The following is a 16,988-nucleotide window of genomic DNA, read 5'->3' on the forward strand; positions in this document are numbered from 1 at the left end:
CCATTACGCAAGTAAGTAAGATCCCTCAAAGACGATGAGGTAGATAGGTTCGGGGTGGAAGCGTGGCGACACGTGCAGCTGACGAATACTAATCGATCGAGGACTTAACCAAATTGTTTGTTTCTAAGATGTCAGTTTATTCAGTTTTGAAAGAATAAATTTTTATTAAAAAAACACTTGTAATAATCTACATAGTTGATATAATAAAACTTGTCTTTCAATAATTATTCAAGTCTAGTGATGATGGCGAAGAGGTCACACCCGTTCCCATACCGAACACGGAAGTTAAGCTCTTCAGCGCCGATGGTAGTTGGGGGTCTCCCCCTGCAAGAGTAGGACGTCGCTGGGCTTGCAATAAAAATACATAAAATCACATTTTAATACCCAGGAGGATTAGCTCAGCTGGGAGAGCATCTGCCTTACAAGCAGAGGGTCGGCGGTTCGAGCCCGTCATCCTCCACCATTACTTACTCCTGCCGGAGTAGCTCAACTGGTAGAGCAACTGACTTGTAATCAGTAGGTTGAGGGTTCAAGTCCTTTCTCCGGCACCATTTTCCGAGCCATTAGCTCAGTTGGTAGAGCATCTGACTTTTAATCAGAGGGTCGAAGGTTCGAGTCCTTCATGGCTCATTCACTTTTGTGAAATAAATATGCGGGTGTGGCGGAACTGGCAGACGCACTAGACTTAGGATCTAGCGCCGCAAGGCGTGGGGGTTCGACTCCCTTCACCCGCACCATTTAATTTAATAACCGAGCGGAAGTAGTTCAGTGGTAGAACACCACCTTGCCAAGGTGGGGGTCGCGAGTTCGAACCTCGTCTTCCGCTCCAAAGATTCACTAAAGTGCCGGGGTGGCGGAACTGGCAGACGCACAGGACTTAAAATCCTGCGGTAGGTGACTACCGTACCGGTTCGATTCCGGTCCTCGGCACCACTTTTAAGTAACATTAGCGCCCGTAGCTCAATTGGATAGAGCGTCTGACTACGGATCAGAAGGTTGTGGGTTCGACTCCTGCCGGGCGCGCCAATATATATACGGGAAGTAGCTCAGCTTGGTAGAGCACTTGGTTTGGGACCAAGGGGTCGCAGGTTCGAATCCTGTCTTCCCGACCAGTTATTAATAAAAATTTGGGGCCTTAGCTCAGCTGGGAGAGCGCCTGCCTTGCACGCAGGAGGTCAGCGGTTCGATCCCGCTAGGCTCCACCAAATATAAAATTTTCTTTTAAAGTTCCTGGCGGCGTAGCTCAGCTGGCTAGAGCATTCGGTTCATACCCGAAAGGTCGTGGGTTCGACTCCCTCTGCCGCCATCTTAAGGACCTTTAGCTCAGTTGGTTAGAGCAGACGGCTCATAACCGTCCGGTCGCAGGTTCGAGTCCTGCAAGGTCCACCAACATAATTTTTCGGAGGAATACCCAAGTCTGGCTGAAGGGATCGGTCTTGAAAACCGACAGGCGGGTCATACCGCGCGGGGGTTCGAATCCCTCTTCCTCCTCCATCTTATTGTTAGTGGGAAATTATACATAACGTCGACTTCAAGTAAGCTTGGAAGACGGAAAAGTTATTAAATACATAGTTGATTTAAATTTCAACTACTCTTATTGTCGCGGGGTGGAGCAGTTCGGTAGCTCGTCGGGCTCATAACCCGAAGGTCACAGGTTCAAATCCTGTCCCCGCAACCAAATGGTCCCGTGGTGTAGCGGTTAACATGCCTGCCTGTCACGCAGGAGATCGCCGGTTCGATCCCGGTCGGGACCGCCATTTATTATTCAATATGTTAGAGATTTAGGATAAGCAAGCAAATCGAGGAAGCAATCGAACGAAAGAAGGAGCGTACTAAAGTACGTGACTGAATGAGTGAGTGAAGCTGACAAAGAGTTGTGCCGCTTAGCATAAATTGAAGAGGCTCAGTAGCTCAGTCGGTAGAGCAAAGGACTGAAAATCCTTGTGTCGGCGGTTCGATTCCGTCCTGAGCCACCATTTATCACGCGGGTGTAGTTTAGTGGTAAAACCTCAGCCTTCCAAGCTGATGATGAGAGTTCGATTCTCTTCACCCGCTCCAATTAATGGGCCTATAGCTCAGCTGGTTAGAGCGCACGCCTGATAAGCGTGAGGTCGATGGTTCGAGTCCATTTAGGCCCACCATTATTCCGAAGTAGCTCAGTGGTAGAGCAATCGGCTGTTAACCGATTGGTCGTAGGTTCGAGTCCTACCTTCGGAGCCATATATATGGGGAAGTACTCAAGTGGCTGAAGAGGCGCCCCTGCTAAGGGTGTAGGTCGGGCAACCGGCGCGAGGGTTCAAATCCCTCCTTCTCCGCCATATATAAGGCCCCTTGGTCAAGCGGTTAAGACACCGCCCTTTCACGGCGGTAACACGGGTTCGAATCCCGTAGGGGTCATAACTGTAAAAAGACAATCACTTCGGTGGTTGTCTTTTTTTATTTGTGCCTTTATGATATGTAAGGATTGTTATAACATTGTAAATCCAGGCGGGAAGAAGTATCAAGAAAAGTGAGTCTATGCTGTACTTATTTGTGAATTTCCTTTCAAATATTGTTAGCAGAACGATTACACTAAAGTGATCTATTATAGCATTTGGGCATTATCTTCTTGTGAAGAGATTTACTTCTAAAAGTTCTTCCACCGACCGATTATTGAAGAGAACCGACCGATTATCAGGTAAAACCGACCGATTATTGAAGAGAACCAACCGATTATTTTGCCTAACCGACCGATTATTAAACAAAACCGTCCGATTCTAAAGAAACTATGCGAAATCAATTATTTGGTTAGACTTTTCTTTCTTCGTTTACACTTCTGCAACCTCTAACTTAAACTTCACAAATAAAAAAGCCAGGAAGCGTTTAACTTCCTGACTGACCCATCATAGTAAAAATCCTATTAACAAGCCAATTCCTAAAAGAAATACGAAAATGGTATTCGTAAGAGCGGTGTTTTTCATTGCTAATCCGACTTCGAGGTGATTCTCTTTAGATTTAAAAAGTTTTATAGCATCTATTGGTTTCTTTGCACTTAGTAAGACTAGCAAAGCCCAAGGTGTAAGAATCTGAAGTATTACTAATAAGATGATCCATACATAAGAAACGATAAAAAATAGGGCTAACACATTAATAGCATTGTCTCTACCTATTAAGATAGCCATTGTTTTTCTACCGCCTTTTGTATCCTCTACAATATCTCGAATATTATTAGAAAGCATAATAGCAGCGACAAGCAGAGTGCTAGGGATAGATAGGAACAAGGCAAAGTTTGGTATAGAACCTACCTGAATGTATGTAGCAATTAAAACAATAAACATTCCCATAACCACACCACTGAATAGTTCTCCAAACGGTGTATAAGCTATTGGGTAAGGTCCACCAGTATATAAGTATCCAATGAGCATACAAACGGCTCCAACGATCAATAAAAGCCAAGATGATTGGGAACAAATATAAATACCTAACAGAGCAGCTAGAACGTATAGTACTAAGGCTAATTGAAGCACGGTCTTTGGTTTAACACCATTGCGGACTATCGCGCCACCAATGCCGATAGATTCTTCACTATCTAGACCTCTTTCAAAGTCGTAGTACTCATTAAACATATTCGTAGCAGCTTGTATAAACAAGCACGCAATGAGCATTGCTAAGAATAAAGGCCAATCAATATTTACGTAATAAAGGGCAATCATTGTACCTAAAAAGACAGGCGCAAACGAAGCGGTTAACGTGTGTGGTCTTGTTAACTTCCACCATATACGCCAGCCTTTATCAGCTTGTAGTTCTTGTGACATATAAATTTCTCTCCTTTTAAAGAATCAACTTCAATTTTAGCATACATTTGTAGCTAAATGTGTGCCGAAACGTGGAGAAAGTTGTATGATAAAGGGTAGAGTAATAAAACATGAATTTAAATTAGCAGGTAATTTATACGGAGGTCATATATATGCCGAACACCACCGGGCAAAATAAATCAACATTACGTTTTTATACCGAAACAATAGAAGTATCTAGAATGTCTGCTCATGCTTTTTTTGAAGCTGGGGAGGATTACTATAAAGGGAAACGATTCTTTTGGCAGAACAAAGAGAAAACGTTCACATTGGTTGGACTTGGACACGCCTATATACTGTCTAATGATTTAGAGAAAAATAGATACAGCGATATAGCTCAAAAATGGGACGACCTTTGTGCTTGTTCATTAATAGAGAAAGCAGATGTGTCTCCAATTCTATTTGGTGGATTCTCTTTCGATCCTTCAAACAATATATCATCGGAATGGAATAGCTTCCCGTCTAGTTTTTTTGCCGTGGCTACATTTCAATTAGTTATACAGGACGATCAGGCTTTTGTAAGTATTCATCATATTACAGAGGAAGAGGACAGCTCTGCTGCTTTTGAGCGCTTACGTATAGAAAGAGATACTTTAATCCATACAGCTCAAGTGAAAGAACTAAAGGTCCATAAAAAGCCACAGCTTCTTCAACGAGAAGATAGATTAAAGGAAGAATACTTATCAGCGGTTGAAACTGTAACGGAAAGAATTCGTAATAAGGAAGTAAACAAGGTAGTTATTGGGCGCTCCCTAAAGTTAACCTTTGATGATATCTTTTCACCATCTACAGCAATTTACAATGCATCGATGGAGCAACCTGAAAGTTATTTATTTGGTCTTGAGAAAGAAGACAAGACTTTCTTTGGGGCGACTCCAGAGAGATTAGTAAAATTGGAAAATGGCAAGGTTGAATCTGCTGGTTTGGCTGGATCCGTTCGAAGAGGAAAAGACCAAGTGGAAGATAAGAAGCTTGGAGATGCGCTATTATCGGATAATAAAAACTTAATGGAACATGAATATGTTGTTCAGATGATTAGAAAAGTATTTGAGCAGTATTGTGAGCAGGTTAAAATTCCAGCTAGACCAAAGCTTATGAAAATAAGAGATATTCAGCATTTATTTACACCTATAGAGGGGAAAATTAAAGGAAGCTCTTCTCTTTTCGAGTTTGTGGAAGCTATGCATCCGACACCAGCACTTGGTGGTGAACCTCGACAAGAGGCCATTGAGATTATTAGAGAATCTGAACAAATGAACCGTGGTTATTATGCCGCTCCAATCGGCTGGGTGAATGCCGAGGGAGATGGAGAGTTTGCGGTAGGTATTCGTTCTGCTCTCATAGAAAACCAATACGCTTACTTATATGCTGGGGGCGGTTTAGTTTCAGAATCTACCTCTTTTGAAGAGTTTGAAGAAACGAGAGTCAAATTCCGACCAATGCTTCGAACTTTGGGAGGAAATATGAATGACTAACGCGAGTTTTCTAACATCTTATGTAAATCGATTTGTAGAAACTATTAGACAAGCGGGCATAGAGGATATCGTACTATGCCCAGGATCTAGATCCACTCCTTTAGCATATGGTTTTGCAAAATCGACAGGCTTTAACTTATATAGACAAATTGATGAGCGTTCTGCTGGATATTTTGCTTTAGGAATTGCCAAAGCTAAAAAGAATCCTGTAGTTCTATTGTGTACTTCTGGAACTGCTGCTGCGAATTTCTTTCCTGCGATAGTGGAAGCATACTATGCAAGAATACCATTACTTATTGTGACAGCGGATCGCCCACATGAACTTAGAGAGGTCGGCGCTCCTCAAGCGATAGACCAAATTCACCTATTTGGTAAGCATGTCAAATGGTCGGTCGATTTTCCTTTACCTGAGGAAAGAGAAGAAAGCCTTGCGTTTATAGAGAGACATATTCATCGTGCAGTTTCTTCTACAAGGACTGCACCGATGGGACCAGTTCATATCAACGTGCCGTTTCGGGAGCCGCTATTGTTAGAAATGGATCGGCCAGCTTCCTTGTCTCAAATGCAGCAAACAGAACTAGGGAGGCTTATGCCAAGTAAAGAATGCATCCATTGGTATACTCAGTTAATAACAGACACAGAGAAGGGACTTATTATTGTAGGGGATTCCCTAAATTCAACAGTAGGTTTCTGGGAGTTTGTGAAAGCTATACAATGGCCAGTACTAGCGGATCCATTGTCCAATCTTCGAAGTAATGTACCTATGGATTGTATGCATTTATGTATAGACCAATATGATGCAATTTTAAAAAGTGAAGCATTTATGCAATCAGCTATCCCTGATGCAGTCATTCGTTTTGGTGCTCAGCCGGTTTCTAAGCCGCTTATGAAGTTTCTTGAGGCAAACCCTCCTAAAACCTTTATAGCTGTGGATGAAAGCCCATTATTTAGAGATTCTCTTCATGTCGTAACTCATCACGTACAAGTAGATCCGTCATCTCTTTGGTTTCAGGTAGAAGAAAAGCAATCATCTAGCTATCTAGAAAATTGGTCGAAGGCTAATGATATAGCAACGAAACATATTCAGACGTATATTTCAGAGCAAACCGACGAGGGTGCGTTAGCAGGAACATTATTTGAGGGACTTCCAGACAAAACGGATTTAATAGCAAGTAGCAGTATGCCTATACGTGATGTAGACACCTTTTTCAATAAAACCTATAAGGATGTCCATGTATATGCCAATAGAGGGACAAACGGGATTGATGGAGTCGTATCTACGGCTTTAGGTATTCAAGCAGCAACTAAAAGACCTGGCTATCTATTAATCGGGGATTTGGCATTTCTCCATGACGTAAATGGATTAATTGTCACTCGTTTTAGCGAAACAGATTTAACCATTGTTATTATGAATAATGATGGAGGAGGCATATTCTCTTACTTGCCACAATCTACGGAAACTAATTACTTTGAGCATTTGTTCGGGACACCTACAGGGCTTGAGTTTTCAGCTATTGCTACTATGTACCATGCTCAATATGATGTAGTACATACTAAGGAAGATTTTCAAGCTGTCTTAAGTAAGGATAAAACGAAGAATATACGTATGATTGAAGTTCGTACGGATCGACAAAACAATACAGAAACTCATCGAAAGCTTTGGGCAGCAATCACTAAGGAGCTGGATGTCACTTGGAAAGCTTAATAACCGTTAGGTCCATTCAGATGAAAGTTAAAAGGTACAATACAGGCGCCAAGAAGAAGGCGGTCCTTCTGCATGGATTTACTGGATCTAGTAAGACATGGGAGGAAGTTATCGCTTCTCTAGATCCTTCTATTGAACTGCTAACCATTGATTTAATTGGCCACGGGGAAAGTGACAAACCTGAAAATGCTAGTCGTTACTTTGCTCAGGAGCAGGTGGAGGATCTACATGCACTAATCCAACAGATAGGCTGGGATCATTTTACGCTTATAGGGTATTCTATGGGTGGTAGATTGGCACTTGCCTATGCAAGTAAGTATGAGGTCGACTGTTTAATACTTGAAAGCAGTTCTCCAGGCTTAAAGGATGAGGAAGCACGTATACAAAGAAAATCAGCGGATAGCAAGCTAGCTGAAAAAATTCTAGTAGACGGTGTTCTCGCATTTACAGATTACTGGGAGCAGATTCCTTTGTTTGATTCGCAAAAGAGTTTATCACTGAAGAAGCAGCAACAGATAAGAGAAGAGCGAATGTCTCAAACAGCAATAGGCTTGTCGAATAGCTTGAAGGGCTTTAGCACTGGAGTGCAGCCTTCCTTATGGGATAAGCTAGTCTCTCTTGAATTTCCAGTAATCATGTTAACGGGAGAGCTAGATAAGAAGTTCTGTGAAATTGCTAAAAAGATGTTAGCTATATTACCAAATGCTGACTGGAAAATAATAAATGGTGTGGGCCATGCAATTCATGTGGAAAATCCCAAATTGTTTGCTACAATAGTAGAGGATATAATTTTGAAGGAGGATGTAAGATGACTCGTGAATGGACAACATTACATACATATGAAGACATTAAATATGAATTCTATAATGGAATTGCTAAAGTAACGATTAATCGCCCAGAAGTGCGAAATGCTTTCCGTCCTAAAACAGTGATGGAAATGATCGACGCATTTTCTCGTGCTCGCGATGACAAAAATGTTGGTGTAATTATTCTAACTGGAGAAGGCGAAAAAGCTTTCTGCTCAGGCGGAGACCAAAAGGTTCGCGGACATGGTGGATACGTAGGAGAGGATGAAATTCCTCGTCTAAACGTATTAGACCTACAACGTTTAATCCGTGTAATTCCTAAGCCAGTTGTAGCTATGGTAGCTGGATATGCAATTGGTGGAGGTCATGTATTACACGTAGTTTGTGACTTAACAATCGCTGCGGACAATGCTATTTTTGGACAAACTGGTCCAAACGTAGGCTCCTTTGATGCTGGATATGGTTCAGGCTATTTAGCTCGTATCATTGGTCACAAGAAAGCACGTGAAATTTGGTACCTATGCCGTCAATATGATGCAAAACAAGCGTTAGATATGGGCTTAGTTAACACTGTTGTTCCTTATGAGCAATTAGAGGACGAGACTGTTCAATGGTGTGAGGAAATGCTAGAAAAGAGCCCAACCGCACTTCGTTTCTTAAAAGCAGCTATGAATGCTGATACAGATGGACTTGCTGGTCTTCAACAATTAGCTGGAGATGCAACACTTCTTTATTACACAACTGAGGAAGCTAAAGAAGGTCGCGATGCGTTTAAAGAAAAACGTAAACCAGACTTCGGTCAATTCCCACGTTTCCCGTGATTTAGTAAGATATTTTATGATTTCTCTAAGCTGTCCTTTAAGGGCAGCTTTTTTTAAAAGATAGAAATGCATTTGCTTGTGCTTTACTTAATAAAGGAGTTGTTTATTATGTACCCTAATCTCTTGGTTAAACGAGCAAGTCTTACGCCAAATAGATTAGCTATCATATTTGAAGACCAACAATGGACATTCTCACAATTACAGCAGGAGGCAATAGACTTTGCCGAGAAGCTACATAAATTAGGTGTTAACAAAGGGATGAGAATTGCCATATTGGCGTCGTCCAGCCCACAGCTAGTGACAGTTTTACATGGCTGCATGCAATTAGGCTGTGAGCTAGTCATGCTTAATGAACGTTTAACAGAGGACGAGCTGATTTATCAATTAAATGATAGTCAGTCTGACGTATTATTAGTCGATCGGTTAGATAGAAGTTTGATGTATGGTAACCGGATATCCTTTAATCAGGTTACAGGAGCCTCAAACAAGCAATTTCAAATAGACGCTGAATGGCCAAAGGATAGAACAATCACTATTATGTACACATCTGGTACGACAGGGAAGCCAAAGGGTGTTCGACAAACACTAGAAAATCATGTGATGAGTGCAATGGGATCTGCTTTAAATTTAGGTGTTCAGCCTAATGATTGCTGGTTATGCGCAATGCCTTTGTTTCATATTAGCGGATTTTCTATTCTAATGCGTTCCGTTCTATATGGTATGACAGTCAGCCTCCATACAAAGTTTGATGCAAATAAGTCTATAGAGGAAATTTTAAATGGAACAGTTACTAGAATGTCTGTTGTCGCTGTAACGTTAGAAAGATTGATTAGTGTGTTAGAGGAACGGAATCAAACATTCCCGGATACTTTCCAATCTATGCTAGTCGGTGGAGGGCCTGTTCCTCTCCATTACTTGGAGCGAGCGATTAAATGTAAGATACCTGTTTTACAGACATATGGTATGACGGAAACGTCCTCACAAACTACGACATTGTCTAGTGAGGATGCTATTCGTAAGCTAGGCTCAGCAGGAAAGCCACTATTTTTCGCAGAAATACGTATTTCAGGAGAAAAGGAGATAGGAGAAATTTGTATTAAAGGACCACATGTTACGAAGGGTTATATTGGAGCAGCAGCTTCCACGGATCCACAGGATGATGGGTGGCTCCATACGGGAGATATGGGCTATATAGATGACGAAGGTTATTTATACGTCGTCGACCGTAGATCAGATTTAATCATTTCGGGTGGGGAAAATATTTATCCTGCTGAAGTGGAGCAGGCCATAGTTAAGCATAGTGCTGTAAAAGAAGCCGGAGTAACTGGTATTCAGGATGATAAATGGGGACACGTACCGATTGCCTTTGTTGTGTTGAAGAGCGAGGTTACCGAAGAAGAATTAAAATCATTTATGAAACCCCAGCTTGCTACATATAAACAGCCTGTCCGTTATTATTTTATCGAGGAGCTACCTAGAAATGCTTCCAATAAAATTTTAAGAAGAAAGCTTCATGAATATTTATAAAGCCGAGAGAACAGCTTTCTCGGCTTTTTTTACGGGTTATTCTTTTGCTATGAGGAGGGGAAACGTATGAGAATTCAAATTATAGGTGGATCTGGAACGGGGAAGAGTACATTAGGTGAATATTTTGCACACCGAGAGCAAATAAAATGGATCGATACCGATTCCTATCTGTGGAAGGACGATACGTTTCTAGAAAATAACCCAATTGAAATAAGAAGAGAAATGTATCAGCGAGATATTACTTCTAACAAGTGTTATGTAGTCTCGGGCTCTATTTTTTCATGGCATCCAGATGGCTTTTCCAACCGAGAACTTTTAGTCTTTCTGTCTTTACCGGAGAATGAAAGAATGGACCGCATAAGAAAAAGAGAAATTTCCCGTAAAACTAGTAAACAATCGTGGCTAGACGAGCATGGATTATATACGAACGACTTTATAGAATGGTGCAAAACCTACTTAACGGAAACCGATAAAAGTCAAGGAGGGACATATGTGGCACAGCGCTATGAAATGGAACTATCCCAAAGTCCCATCCTGCGGCTAGATAGCTCAAAAGAAGTCGAAGCGTTATACGATGAAATAAAACAGTACTTACGGATTCATAACTTAGATAGACTTTCATAACAAGAAAGTGGATGGCAATAAATTAGGAATCGGTCGGTTCTGCCATAAAATCGGTCGGTTCCATCGAATAATCGGTCGGTTGACCAATAAAATCGGTCGGTCACATCGAATAATCGGTCGGTTCTCCAATATAATCGGTCGGTCACACCAATAATATCAGTAGAGCAACTAATATAGGTGACTCTTCATAATAAAAGAAACGCGAGAATGTCGTTATATCAACATTCTCGCGTTTCTAACTAGAAAACTTTCTAATTTAAAGCTGTTTTTAAAATTTCTAGATTTTTTTGCATTAAAGTAAAGTAAGTTTCTTCATTTGCTATATCCTCTTTAGAAAGGACACCTAGATTGTGGAGCACTAGGCTTTCTGCCCCAATTTCTTTTTGAATGACTTCTGTTAGCTTAGAGTTTACGTTTTGTTCAAAAAGAATATACTCTACATTTTTCTCTTTAGCCATGTCAATGATCTTAGTTAGCTCCTTTTGAGAAGGCTCCTGCTGAGAGTTTAAGCCCGCAATAGCAATTTGTTCTAGGCCATATGTGTCAGCTAAATAACCAAATGCTGCATGGGAAACAAAAAACGTTTTAGATGATGCAGCGTGAGACATTTCTTCAAAGTCAGTATCTAATTGTTGAAGCTCGCTAACAAGTGCTTGATAGTTCTCTTCAAATAATTTTTCATTTTCTGGAGAAACTTCGACTAGCTTGTTTTTTACTGTTAAAGCTAGATCTTGACTGATTTTTGGAGAAATCCATACGTGTGGATCGGTATCTCCGTGTTCATGGCCTTCATGTCCATCTCCATTTTCCTCTGAATCATGATTATGTTCGTCTGCTTCTGCAGAATCTTCCTCATGACCTTCGTGATCATGTTCATCTGTACCTTCCTTATCATGATGGTCATGCTCATCCTCGTTCACTTCTAAAGCACTGTCTGGCACGCCATCAATTACGGCTACCATTTCTACATTTTCCTCAGCTAAAGTCTTTTTTGCATTTTCTACAAATCCTTCTAGGCCCAAACCGATGTAAAAGAATAAATCAGCGTCAGCCAGAGCAATCATGTCCTTTTGAGTAGGTTCAAATGTATGCTCATTGGCACCTGGTGGATAAATAGATTGGACCTTTACTTCATTTCCTCCAATTCGTTCGGTGAAATATTGGAGCGGATAAACAGTTGTGTATATATCTAATTGGCCACCTTCTGCCGTGGTTGCTTCTTCTTGCTTCCCACAAGCAGTGATGAATAAAATAAACGTTAATATGCATAATAGGAAAAGACGTTTCAAATTTATCAACCTTTCTAAATAGTAATGATTACGTTTTAATGGATAAGAACTTTATTAGCTTACAGTATTTTGTTCAAAAAGGCAAGAAAAAATAGCCTTTGAATTATTTTTTCTTCAAAGGCCATTCTTCTGGAACTGGGTCAAATCCACCCTCATGAAATGGATGACATTTAGATATACGTTTAACCGTTAGGTAGCTACCTTTTATGGCACCATGTTTCTCTACTGCCTCCACTCCATAGTGAGAGCATGTTGGATAGAAGCGACAGCTAGGTGGAGACAATGGTGATATAAATTTTTGATAGAAGCGAAAAATACTTAATAGGATTCGCTTCATGCGTCTGTATCCTTCGGTTTAGGGTCAATAGCGGATATATTTTCTTTTGTTGCTAATTTATATAGAAAGGTAAAACCAACAATACTGAATATAATTGCTATACCTAAGATCCAAAATACCATATTTGCTCACTCCATTTTAATGTCTTATGTTTATTGTAAGAAAATAAGAGGTATATGAAAAGAGAAAGCAATTATAATTCTAGAGGAGAGTGTCAAAATTATGTCAGCAGCATTAAATAAAGAACTAAATAATCTAGTAGCAACATTTTCAGTCATGTATACAAAATTACATAATTTTCATTGGTATGTAAAAGGACCGCAATTCTTTACATTACATGCAAAGTTTGAAGAACTATATAACGAAACAACTTTAAATATGGATGAAATAGCAGAACGCTTATTAACTTTAGGAGGAAAGCCAACTGCTACGTTAAAAGAGCATCTAGAGCTTTCTGAGGTGAAGGAAGCAAATAATAAAGAAACTGCTGAGGAAATGGTAGAAACAGTTGTGAAAGACTATGATAAAATTATGAAATCCTTGAAAAAAGGGATGGAAGAGGCAGCTAAGGACGAGGATGATATGACAGAGGACATTCTAAATGCGATTTATCAAAAAATTGAGAAACACCAATGGATGCTAAATGCCTTTTTAGGGGATTCCAATAAATAATGGAATAACTGAACTTTATGTCGATAATAAGCTTGTAAGGGGGAATTATTTTGGATATTAACTCCATCATGTCTTCTCAGCTAGCACAGCTACAACAAACAGTTCAAATGAGTGTTATGAAAAATGCACTTAATATGGAAACTGTAGCAGCAGTGGAAATGCTAGAGAGTATGCCTCAACCTGCTACACATCCTTTTAAAGGGACAGTAGTAGACGTACAAGCGTAAGAGAAAAACATGTACCTTATATGGTGCATGTTTTTTTGTTTTGGGAACATACTACACGAAAAGGATGTGTGATATGACAGAAATTAAAGCTTACGTTTCGTTGAGTCAACGGAGAGTATACTTGTATCCAGATGAATCGCCATGGGAATATGAAATAACAGCAAGGCAGGATATTATCCCAGTTTTTGAAACTTTGTTTTATCAGCTGTATCACAAAGACATGAATACCTTTTGGAGAGCCCATGTGCCATTAAAGTATTATAGTAATGATTTTTCTAATGAAGAATATGACAACCGAATCAAGAAACTATATGCTCTAATCCACGAGTTTAGTGACAGAGAATCTCAAGCATTTATTGAACAGCTTCCATTTTTTAAAGAAAGTAGGCATCTGTAATGACTAAAAATGTTAATGGTAAAGGTAACGATACAACTACTTACCGCAATGCAAGCTCCCTTTTACATCTTTCTCCACAAGATAAGGCAAAGGTTAACGCTGGCCAAAACAGTCAAGAAGGCGGCAAAAATTATAAACAACAGGAGCAAGAAAAGTGGGAAGGTTAAGACTTGGTGCATTGCCAAGTCTTTTTTCTAATGATAAATTAGAAATAATTAGGAGGGTATATGGTTAAACAGCTGATTTTACTAATTGGACCTACTATCATGATCATTTTAGGTCTTGTCCTTATAAAGAATATAGCCATTACATTTTTGCTCTTCTATGGTTGGTTACTGGTTGTTCCAATCCTAGTAAGCTATAGAAGGAAATCACGTACTCGTTTACTATTCCCTCAACCGAAGTACTCGATGACTGTGGGGATTATAAGCGGAATTATTTGCTTAATAGCTATTTATAGTTTTGCCTACTTGCTTCAATCGATAGCTATAGATCAAGAAGGCTTGGAAGTAGCTCTTGTCCAATGGGATTTTACAGGAGCGAAAGTAATTTTCCTTGTACTTTTCCTTATTTTCATTAACCCTATATTAGAAGAGTTTTATTGGAGAAGGTTTATGTATGACCGATTACTACATCGACTTGGATCAAAGCTTACAATTATTATAACGGCATTTTTTTATGCCCTATATCATTTTGTAGTGGTCATGCCTATTTTCCATATACCTGTTTTCGCTACCTTGATGGTTTTCCTTGCAGGAATTATGTGGGGCATTTTTCGCTCAAGATTTCATACTATTGTTCCATCCATTGTCAGTCATAGTATAGCGGATTTAGGAATCATGCTTGTTTACTTGTTTATTATTATTTAGACTCCTGGTTTAGTTTTATGCTAAACCTTTTTTTATTTGCCTATGATAAACTTTTAAAGTAAATATAAGTCAAACAGCAACATCAAGCAATGAAATACAAGGGAGAGTACATACATGATTTCTTTTAATGATTTAAATGGATATAGGGTGGATCTTAGTTTTGAAAAAGGTAACTTTTCAATAGAGCCTCAGCATGTGCTCGTTTTAGCACAGAAAGGTCATAAATGGTTGCTAACTAACCATCCTAAAAGAGGGATAGAGTTTCCTGGTGGTAAAAAAGAGGTATATGAAACTATAGAGGAAGCTGCTATCCGAGAAACTTTAGAAGAAACGAATGTAGCAGTATACCGATTAGAATGGTTTGCCGAATATGTAGTTCATGATGTGAAACCATTTTGTAAGGCGGTATTTATAGCAGAGGTGAAGGATATACATACAGAGACAGTACATTATGAAACAGATGGAGCAGTCTGGCTCACGTCAAAAGATCTAGAAGCTTGTCCGAATTTAAGCTTTCATATGAAGGACAAAGGAATGGAAGCCATCCTTAAAGAGGTGATGAATTATGAAGAAAGATGGAACGATTGATAGAATTCGTGTGTATCCGTCTCCAAATCCGAACGTGTATTTAAAAGAAATTACATACTGGTCCTGTGGCTTACGGATAAAAGGAATGCTAGCATACCCGATTAAAGAGGGAAATTATGATGGAATGCTGTATTGCAGAGGAGGGATCCAAGGCGTTGGCATGGTTCGCCCTGCACGAATTGCTCAATTTGCTTCTCAAGGACTTGTTGTCTTTGCCCCTTATTACCGTGGAAATCGAGGCGGAGAAGGACGAGATGAGTTTGGTGGCGAGGATCGATGGGATGCCGTTTATGCGGTGGATGTATTAAAACAATTTTGCAACCCCGACAAAGTCCATCTATTTGCCTTTTCTAGGGGTGGCATGATGGCCTTATGGACAGCTGTTATAAGGGAAGACATCAGCTCGCTTGTTTCCTGGGCGGGAGTATCTGATATTTATCTCACATATGAGGAAAGACTGGATATGCGAAGAATGATGAAGCGCGTAATAGGTGGAACTCCCTCCAACCGTGAGGAAGAATATGAGGGAAGAAATGTATTAAATCAAATCGAAGAAATTCATGCACCTGTGTTAATCATTCATGGGAGAGAAGATGTGAATGTATCAATTGAGCATGCAAAAGTGTTAGAACAGGCTTTAATAGGGTATAACAAAATTGTAGAGACATGGTATTATCCAGACTACACACATTACTTTCCTTCTAAAGTCAATCGACAAGTAGTGAAGGACGTGTGTATATGGATGAAAAAACATGGAGGAGGCAAATAAGTGGGTCAGTTAGTTGTTAAAGTAGAGTCAATGAGTTTAGAGGAGAAGACGGTGTTCCCAATAGATTTAAGCTTTTGGGAGGACTTATGGGATCAGTATACGAATGAGTATTCGGAAGTAGTGATACATTGCTGGGCTGAAGAAGAGGAAGTAGTCAATGAGCTTTCCGAAAAAAGCTTTGAGGCACTGAATGAAGGGTTAATGAAGGTTTTTACCGTAAATTTAAACGATGAGAACAGATTATTTTTCCGAAATTATTCTCAAGATCCAATCGGGGGACTGAAATGGTTCACCATGTTTTTCAACACAAATGGGGAAGAACAATTAGAGATTGGGCAATATGGAGCTGAAATCATTTTTTCAAACGTAGATGAAGAAAAGGCTGAAGAGATAAAAGCAATATTCCCAATTTCAACTGAAATGGAATATCATGACGACTTTGAGGAATAGTATTCCTTTATATATGGGGAGAGGTAATGGACTTAGTCTGTTACCTCTTATTATTTTTTTCAGTTTATTACATATTAGTACGAGCTTTAATTTTCATTGAACAAAGAATGTAATTTCTCCAATATTTGCTCATTTTCATTGTAATAAAAATCATTTATTTGTGTAGTAGAAAAGGAGAGGGTTAAATTTTTCCCGTTAAAAAGATCAACATTATATAGAGAACCAACTTGCCCCTCTTGGTTTGTAGAAGGTTCAAATACTATGTTTTTTATACTATCAAGCCAAGAGTTTATAATTGATTGATCTGTAATCTCTTTAAGTTCTCCATTACCGTGTCTAATCTCTATTTTGGATACTTCTGTTAAGTCTCCTGAGTAAATCTCCTCAAACGTCATAGGTTCAAGCTTGGAACAGCCTGTGATGACTAATATCAGCACCATTGTGAATATTGCTAAGCAGAGTTTTTTCAATCGATTCCCCCCTCGTATATTAGTAATAAGAGCTCTTTCCGATAGAATTTCCAGTTGATCCGGACAGCTGGAGGATCTGTTGGATTTCCTATAGGAAGTGGTCGCCTCTTGGCTCCCTCACCCTTTTTA

19 protein-coding genes, 20 tRNA genes and 2 rRNA genes are annotated in these 16,988 nt (G+C 39.7%); 36 read left to right on the forward strand and 5 right to left on the reverse strand.

What is annotated here, in order from left to right; all coding sequences use genetic code 11:
• The 22 genes from M3627_RS19835 to M3627_RS19940 all read left to right on the forward strand — a co-directional run.
• Positions 1 to 112 (forward strand): 23S ribosomal RNA (locus M3627_RS19835); the annotation flags it as partial.
• A gap of 121 nt (positions 113 to 233) precedes the next feature.
• A 5S ribosomal RNA gene (gene rrf / locus M3627_RS19840) occupies positions 234 to 349 on the forward strand.
• 38 nt (positions 350 to 387) lie between these two features.
• Positions 388 to 463 (forward strand) — tRNA-Val (locus M3627_RS19845).
• A 12-nt stretch (positions 464 to 475) separates the two neighbouring features.
• Positions 476 to 551 (forward strand) — tRNA-Thr (locus M3627_RS19850).
• Between the two features lie 6 nt (positions 552 to 557).
• A tRNA-Lys gene (locus M3627_RS19855) sits at positions 558 to 630 on the forward strand.
• Between the two features lie 22 nt (positions 631 to 652).
• Positions 653 to 737, forward strand: a tRNA-Leu gene (locus M3627_RS19860).
• 17 nt (positions 738 to 754) lie between these two features.
• Positions 755 to 829: transfer RNA gene (locus tag M3627_RS19865), tRNA-Gly, on the forward strand.
• Between the two features lie 15 nt (positions 830 to 844).
• Positions 845 to 933: transfer RNA gene (locus M3627_RS19870), tRNA-Leu, on the forward strand.
• Positions 934 to 949: 16 nt separating this feature from the next.
• A tRNA-Arg gene (locus tag M3627_RS19875) sits at positions 950 to 1,026 on the forward strand.
• Between the two features lie 9 nt (positions 1,027 to 1,035).
• Positions 1,036 to 1,112, forward strand: a tRNA-Pro gene (locus M3627_RS19880).
• A gap of 17 nt (positions 1,113 to 1,129) precedes the next feature.
• Positions 1,130 to 1,205: transfer RNA gene (locus tag M3627_RS19885), tRNA-Ala, on the forward strand.
• Positions 1,206 to 1,232: 27 nt separating this feature from the next.
• A tRNA-Met gene (locus tag M3627_RS19890) sits at positions 1,233 to 1,306 on the forward strand.
• Between the two features lie 6 nt (positions 1,307 to 1,312).
• Positions 1,313 to 1,389 (forward strand) — tRNA-Ile (locus M3627_RS19895).
• 12 nt (positions 1,390 to 1,401) lie between these two features.
• Positions 1,402 to 1,494: transfer RNA gene (locus M3627_RS19900), tRNA-Ser, on the forward strand.
• 107 nt (positions 1,495 to 1,601) lie between these two features.
• Positions 1,602 to 1,678, forward strand: a tRNA-Met gene (locus tag M3627_RS19905).
• A gap of 3 nt (positions 1,679 to 1,681) precedes the next feature.
• Positions 1,682 to 1,757, forward strand: a tRNA-Asp gene (locus tag M3627_RS19910).
• Between the two features lie 143 nt (positions 1,758 to 1,900).
• A tRNA-Phe gene (locus M3627_RS19915) sits at positions 1,901 to 1,976 on the forward strand.
• 8 nt (positions 1,977 to 1,984) lie between these two features.
• A tRNA-Gly gene (locus M3627_RS19920) sits at positions 1,985 to 2,058 on the forward strand.
• Between the two features lie 6 nt (positions 2,059 to 2,064).
• A tRNA-Ile gene (locus M3627_RS19925) sits at positions 2,065 to 2,141 on the forward strand.
• A 4-nt stretch (positions 2,142 to 2,145) separates the two neighbouring features.
• Positions 2,146 to 2,220 (forward strand) — tRNA-Asn (locus M3627_RS19930).
• Between the two features lie 7 nt (positions 2,221 to 2,227).
• Positions 2,228 to 2,318 (forward strand) — tRNA-Ser (locus tag M3627_RS19935).
• Between the two features lie 7 nt (positions 2,319 to 2,325).
• A tRNA-Glu gene (locus tag M3627_RS19940) sits at positions 2,326 to 2,397 on the forward strand.
• A 485-nt stretch (positions 2,398 to 2,882) separates the two neighbouring features.
• On the opposite strand, the gene M3627_RS19945 is transcribed toward M3627_RS19940, so the two are convergent.
• Complete coding sequence (locus M3627_RS19945) at positions 2,883 to 3,794, reverse strand: 1,4-dihydroxy-2-naphthoate polyprenyltransferase (protein WP_251557222.1); 912 nt, start codon at positions 3,792 to 3,794, stop codon at positions 2,883 to 2,885.
• A 152-nt stretch (positions 3,795 to 3,946) separates the two neighbouring features.
• Here M3627_RS19945 and M3627_RS19950 point away from each other — a divergent pair, with 152 nt between their 5' ends.
• The 6 genes from M3627_RS19950 to M3627_RS19975 all read left to right on the forward strand — a co-directional run bounded on the left by M3627_RS19950 (position 3,947) and on the right by M3627_RS19975 (position 10,791).
• Positions 3,947 to 5,308: an isochorismate synthase gene (locus M3627_RS19950; protein WP_251557224.1), complete on the forward strand. Its 1,362-nt coding sequence runs from the start codon at positions 3,947 to 3,949 to the stop codon at positions 5,306 to 5,308.
• Complete coding sequence (menD, locus tag M3627_RS19955; protein WP_251557225.1) at positions 5,301 to 7,013, forward strand: 2-succinyl-5-enolpyruvyl-6-hydroxy-3-cyclohexene-1-carboxylic-acid synthase; 1,713 nt, start codon at positions 5,301 to 5,303, stop codon at positions 7,011 to 7,013. Before M3627_RS19950 ends, menD begins: the two co-directional genes overlap by 8 nt.
• Positions 7,001 to 7,825 (forward strand): 2-succinyl-6-hydroxy-2,4-cyclohexadiene-1-carboxylate synthase, encoded by an 825-nt coding sequence (gene menH, locus M3627_RS19960; protein ID WP_251557226.1) that lies wholly within the window; start codon positions 7,001 to 7,003, stop codon positions 7,823 to 7,825. Before menD ends, menH begins: the two co-directional genes overlap by 13 nt.
• Entirely contained in the window at positions 7,822 to 8,640 is an 819-nt protein-coding gene (gene menB, locus M3627_RS19965; protein WP_169359968.1) for a 1,4-dihydroxy-2-naphthoyl-CoA synthase, read from the forward strand. The genes menH and menB overlap by 4 nt, the downstream gene beginning before the upstream one ends.
• A 108-nt stretch (positions 8,641 to 8,748) precedes the next feature.
• Positions 8,749 to 10,167, forward strand: a complete 1,419-nt coding sequence (locus M3627_RS19970) for an o-succinylbenzoate--CoA ligase (protein WP_169359969.1) — start codon at positions 8,749 to 8,751, stop codon at positions 10,165 to 10,167.
• Positions 10,168 to 10,233: 66 nt separating this feature from the next.
• Positions 10,234 to 10,791: an AAA family ATPase gene (locus M3627_RS19975; RefSeq protein ID WP_169359970.1), complete on the forward strand. Its 558-nt coding sequence runs from the start codon at positions 10,234 to 10,236 to the stop codon at positions 10,789 to 10,791.
• Between the two features lie 251 nt (positions 10,792 to 11,042).
• On the opposite strand, the gene M3627_RS19980 is transcribed toward M3627_RS19975, so the two are convergent.
• From M3627_RS19980 to M3627_RS20955, 3 genes are all read right to left on the reverse strand, one after another.
• Positions 11,043 to 12,080 (reverse strand): metal ABC transporter solute-binding protein, Zn/Mn family, encoded by a 1,038-nt coding sequence (locus M3627_RS19980; RefSeq protein ID WP_169359971.1) that lies wholly within the window; start codon positions 12,078 to 12,080, stop codon positions 11,043 to 11,045.
• A gap of 103 nt (positions 12,081 to 12,183) precedes the next feature.
• Positions 12,184 to 12,417, reverse strand: a complete 234-nt coding sequence (gene yidD, locus M3627_RS19985; RefSeq protein WP_169359972.1) for a membrane protein insertion efficiency factor YidD — start codon at positions 12,415 to 12,417, stop codon at positions 12,184 to 12,186.
• Positions 12,414 to 12,539 carry a hypothetical protein gene (locus tag M3627_RS20955; protein WP_277347104.1) on the reverse strand — a complete coding sequence of 42 codons (126 nt, stop codon included), beginning with the start codon at positions 12,537 to 12,539 and terminating at the stop codon, positions 12,414 to 12,416. The genes yidD and M3627_RS20955 overlap by 4 nt, the downstream gene beginning before the upstream one ends.
• 100 nt (positions 12,540 to 12,639) lie before the next feature.
• Between M3627_RS20955 and M3627_RS19990 the strand changes: the two genes are divergently transcribed.
• The 8 genes from M3627_RS19990 to M3627_RS20025 all read left to right on the forward strand — a co-directional run bounded on the left by M3627_RS19990 (position 12,640) and on the right by M3627_RS20025 (position 16,389).
• Positions 12,640 to 13,089: a Dps family protein gene (locus M3627_RS19990; protein WP_169359973.1), complete on the forward strand. Its 450-nt coding sequence runs from the start codon at positions 12,640 to 12,642 to the stop codon at positions 13,087 to 13,089.
• Between the two features lie 50 nt (positions 13,090 to 13,139).
• The gene (locus tag M3627_RS19995) at positions 13,140 to 13,316 is read left to right on the forward strand and encodes a putative motility protein (RefSeq protein ID WP_169359974.1); all 177 of its coding nucleotides are present in this window, start codon (positions 13,140 to 13,142) and stop codon (positions 13,314 to 13,316) included.
• Positions 13,317 to 13,389: 73 nt separating this feature from the next.
• Positions 13,390 to 13,713 carry a transposase gene (locus M3627_RS20000; protein ID WP_169359975.1) on the forward strand — a complete coding sequence of 108 codons (324 nt, stop codon included), beginning with the start codon at positions 13,390 to 13,392 and terminating at the stop codon, positions 13,711 to 13,713.
• Complete coding sequence (locus M3627_RS20005) at positions 13,713 to 13,880, forward strand: hypothetical protein (protein WP_169359976.1); 168 nt, start codon at positions 13,713 to 13,715, stop codon at positions 13,878 to 13,880. The genes M3627_RS20000 and M3627_RS20005 overlap by 1 nt, the downstream gene beginning before the upstream one ends.
• A gap of 60 nt (positions 13,881 to 13,940) precedes the next feature.
• Positions 13,941 to 14,582 carry a CPBP family intramembrane glutamic endopeptidase gene (locus M3627_RS20010; protein ID WP_169359977.1) on the forward strand — a complete coding sequence of 214 codons (642 nt, stop codon included), beginning with the start codon at positions 13,941 to 13,943 and terminating at the stop codon, positions 14,580 to 14,582.
• 114 nt (positions 14,583 to 14,696) lie between these two features.
• Entirely contained in the window at positions 14,697 to 15,170 is a 474-nt protein-coding gene (locus M3627_RS20015) for an NUDIX domain-containing protein (RefSeq protein ID WP_169359978.1), read from the forward strand.
• Positions 15,148 to 15,939 carry an alpha/beta hydrolase family protein gene (locus M3627_RS20020; RefSeq protein WP_169359979.1) on the forward strand — a complete coding sequence of 264 codons (792 nt, stop codon included), beginning with the start codon at positions 15,148 to 15,150 and terminating at the stop codon, positions 15,937 to 15,939. Before M3627_RS20015 ends, M3627_RS20020 begins: the two co-directional genes overlap by 23 nt.
• The gene (locus tag M3627_RS20025; RefSeq protein ID WP_169359980.1) at positions 15,940 to 16,389 is read left to right on the forward strand and encodes a hypothetical protein; all 450 of its coding nucleotides are present in this window, start codon (positions 15,940 to 15,942) and stop codon (positions 16,387 to 16,389) included.
• 86 nt (positions 16,390 to 16,475) lie between these two features.
• Here the strand turns inward: M3627_RS20025 and M3627_RS20030 are convergent, their stop codons facing one another.
• A complete protein-coding gene (locus M3627_RS20030) occupies positions 16,476 to 16,859 on the reverse strand; it encodes a hypothetical protein (RefSeq protein WP_169359981.1) in 384 nt (127 codons plus the stop codon).
• Positions 16,860 to 16,988 lie beyond the last annotated feature (129 nt).

It is taken from the genome of Psychrobacillus sp. MER TA 171 (genome assembly GCF_023713305.1).
GTDB lineage: Bacteria > Bacillota > Bacilli > Bacillales_A > Planococcaceae > Psychrobacillus.

Excerpts from the sequence above, each read along its gene's own strand:
- M3627_RS19950 (WP_251557224.1), top strand. The coding sequence starts at position 3,947 with ATGCCGAACACCACCGGGCAAAATAAATCAACATTACGTTTTTATACC.
- M3627_RS20955 (WP_277347104.1), bottom strand. The coding sequence starts at position 12,539 with ATGGTATTTTGGATCTTAGGTATAGCAATTATATTCAGTATTGTTGGT.
- M3627_RS19975 (WP_169359970.1), top strand. The coding sequence starts at position 10,234 with ATGAGAATTCAAATTATAGGTGGATCTGGAACGGGGAAGAGTACATTA.
- M3627_RS20015 (WP_169359978.1), top strand. The coding sequence starts at position 14,697 with ATGATTTCTTTTAATGATTTAAATGGATATAGGGTGGATCTTAGTTTT.
- menD (WP_251557225.1), top strand. The coding sequence starts at position 5,301 with ATGACTAACGCGAGTTTTCTAACATCTTATGTAAATCGATTTGTAGAA.
- menB (WP_169359968.1), top strand. The coding sequence starts at position 7,822 with ATGACTCGTGAATGGACAACATTACATACATATGAAGACATTAAATAT.
- M3627_RS20000 (WP_169359975.1), top strand. The coding sequence starts at position 13,390 with ATGACAGAAATTAAAGCTTACGTTTCGTTGAGTCAACGGAGAGTATAC.
- M3627_RS20010 (WP_169359977.1), top strand. The coding sequence starts at position 13,941 with ATGGTTAAACAGCTGATTTTACTAATTGGACCTACTATCATGATCATT.
- M3627_RS19945 (WP_251557222.1), bottom strand. The coding sequence starts at position 3,794 with ATGTCACAAGAACTACAAGCTGATAAAGGCTGGCGTATATGGTGGAAG.
- M3627_RS19970 (WP_169359969.1), top strand. The coding sequence starts at position 8,749 with ATGTACCCTAATCTCTTGGTTAAACGAGCAAGTCTTACGCCAAATAGA.
- M3627_RS19990 (WP_169359973.1), top strand. The coding sequence starts at position 12,640 with ATGTCAGCAGCATTAAATAAAGAACTAAATAATCTAGTAGCAACATTT.
- yidD (WP_169359972.1), bottom strand. The coding sequence starts at position 12,417 with ATGAAGCGAATCCTATTAAGTATTTTTCGCTTCTATCAAAAATTTATA.
- M3627_RS20020 (WP_169359979.1), top strand. The coding sequence starts at position 15,148 with ATGAAGAAAGATGGAACGATTGATAGAATTCGTGTGTATCCGTCTCCA.
- M3627_RS20005 (WP_169359976.1), top strand. The coding sequence starts at position 13,713 with ATGACTAAAAATGTTAATGGTAAAGGTAACGATACAACTACTTACCGC.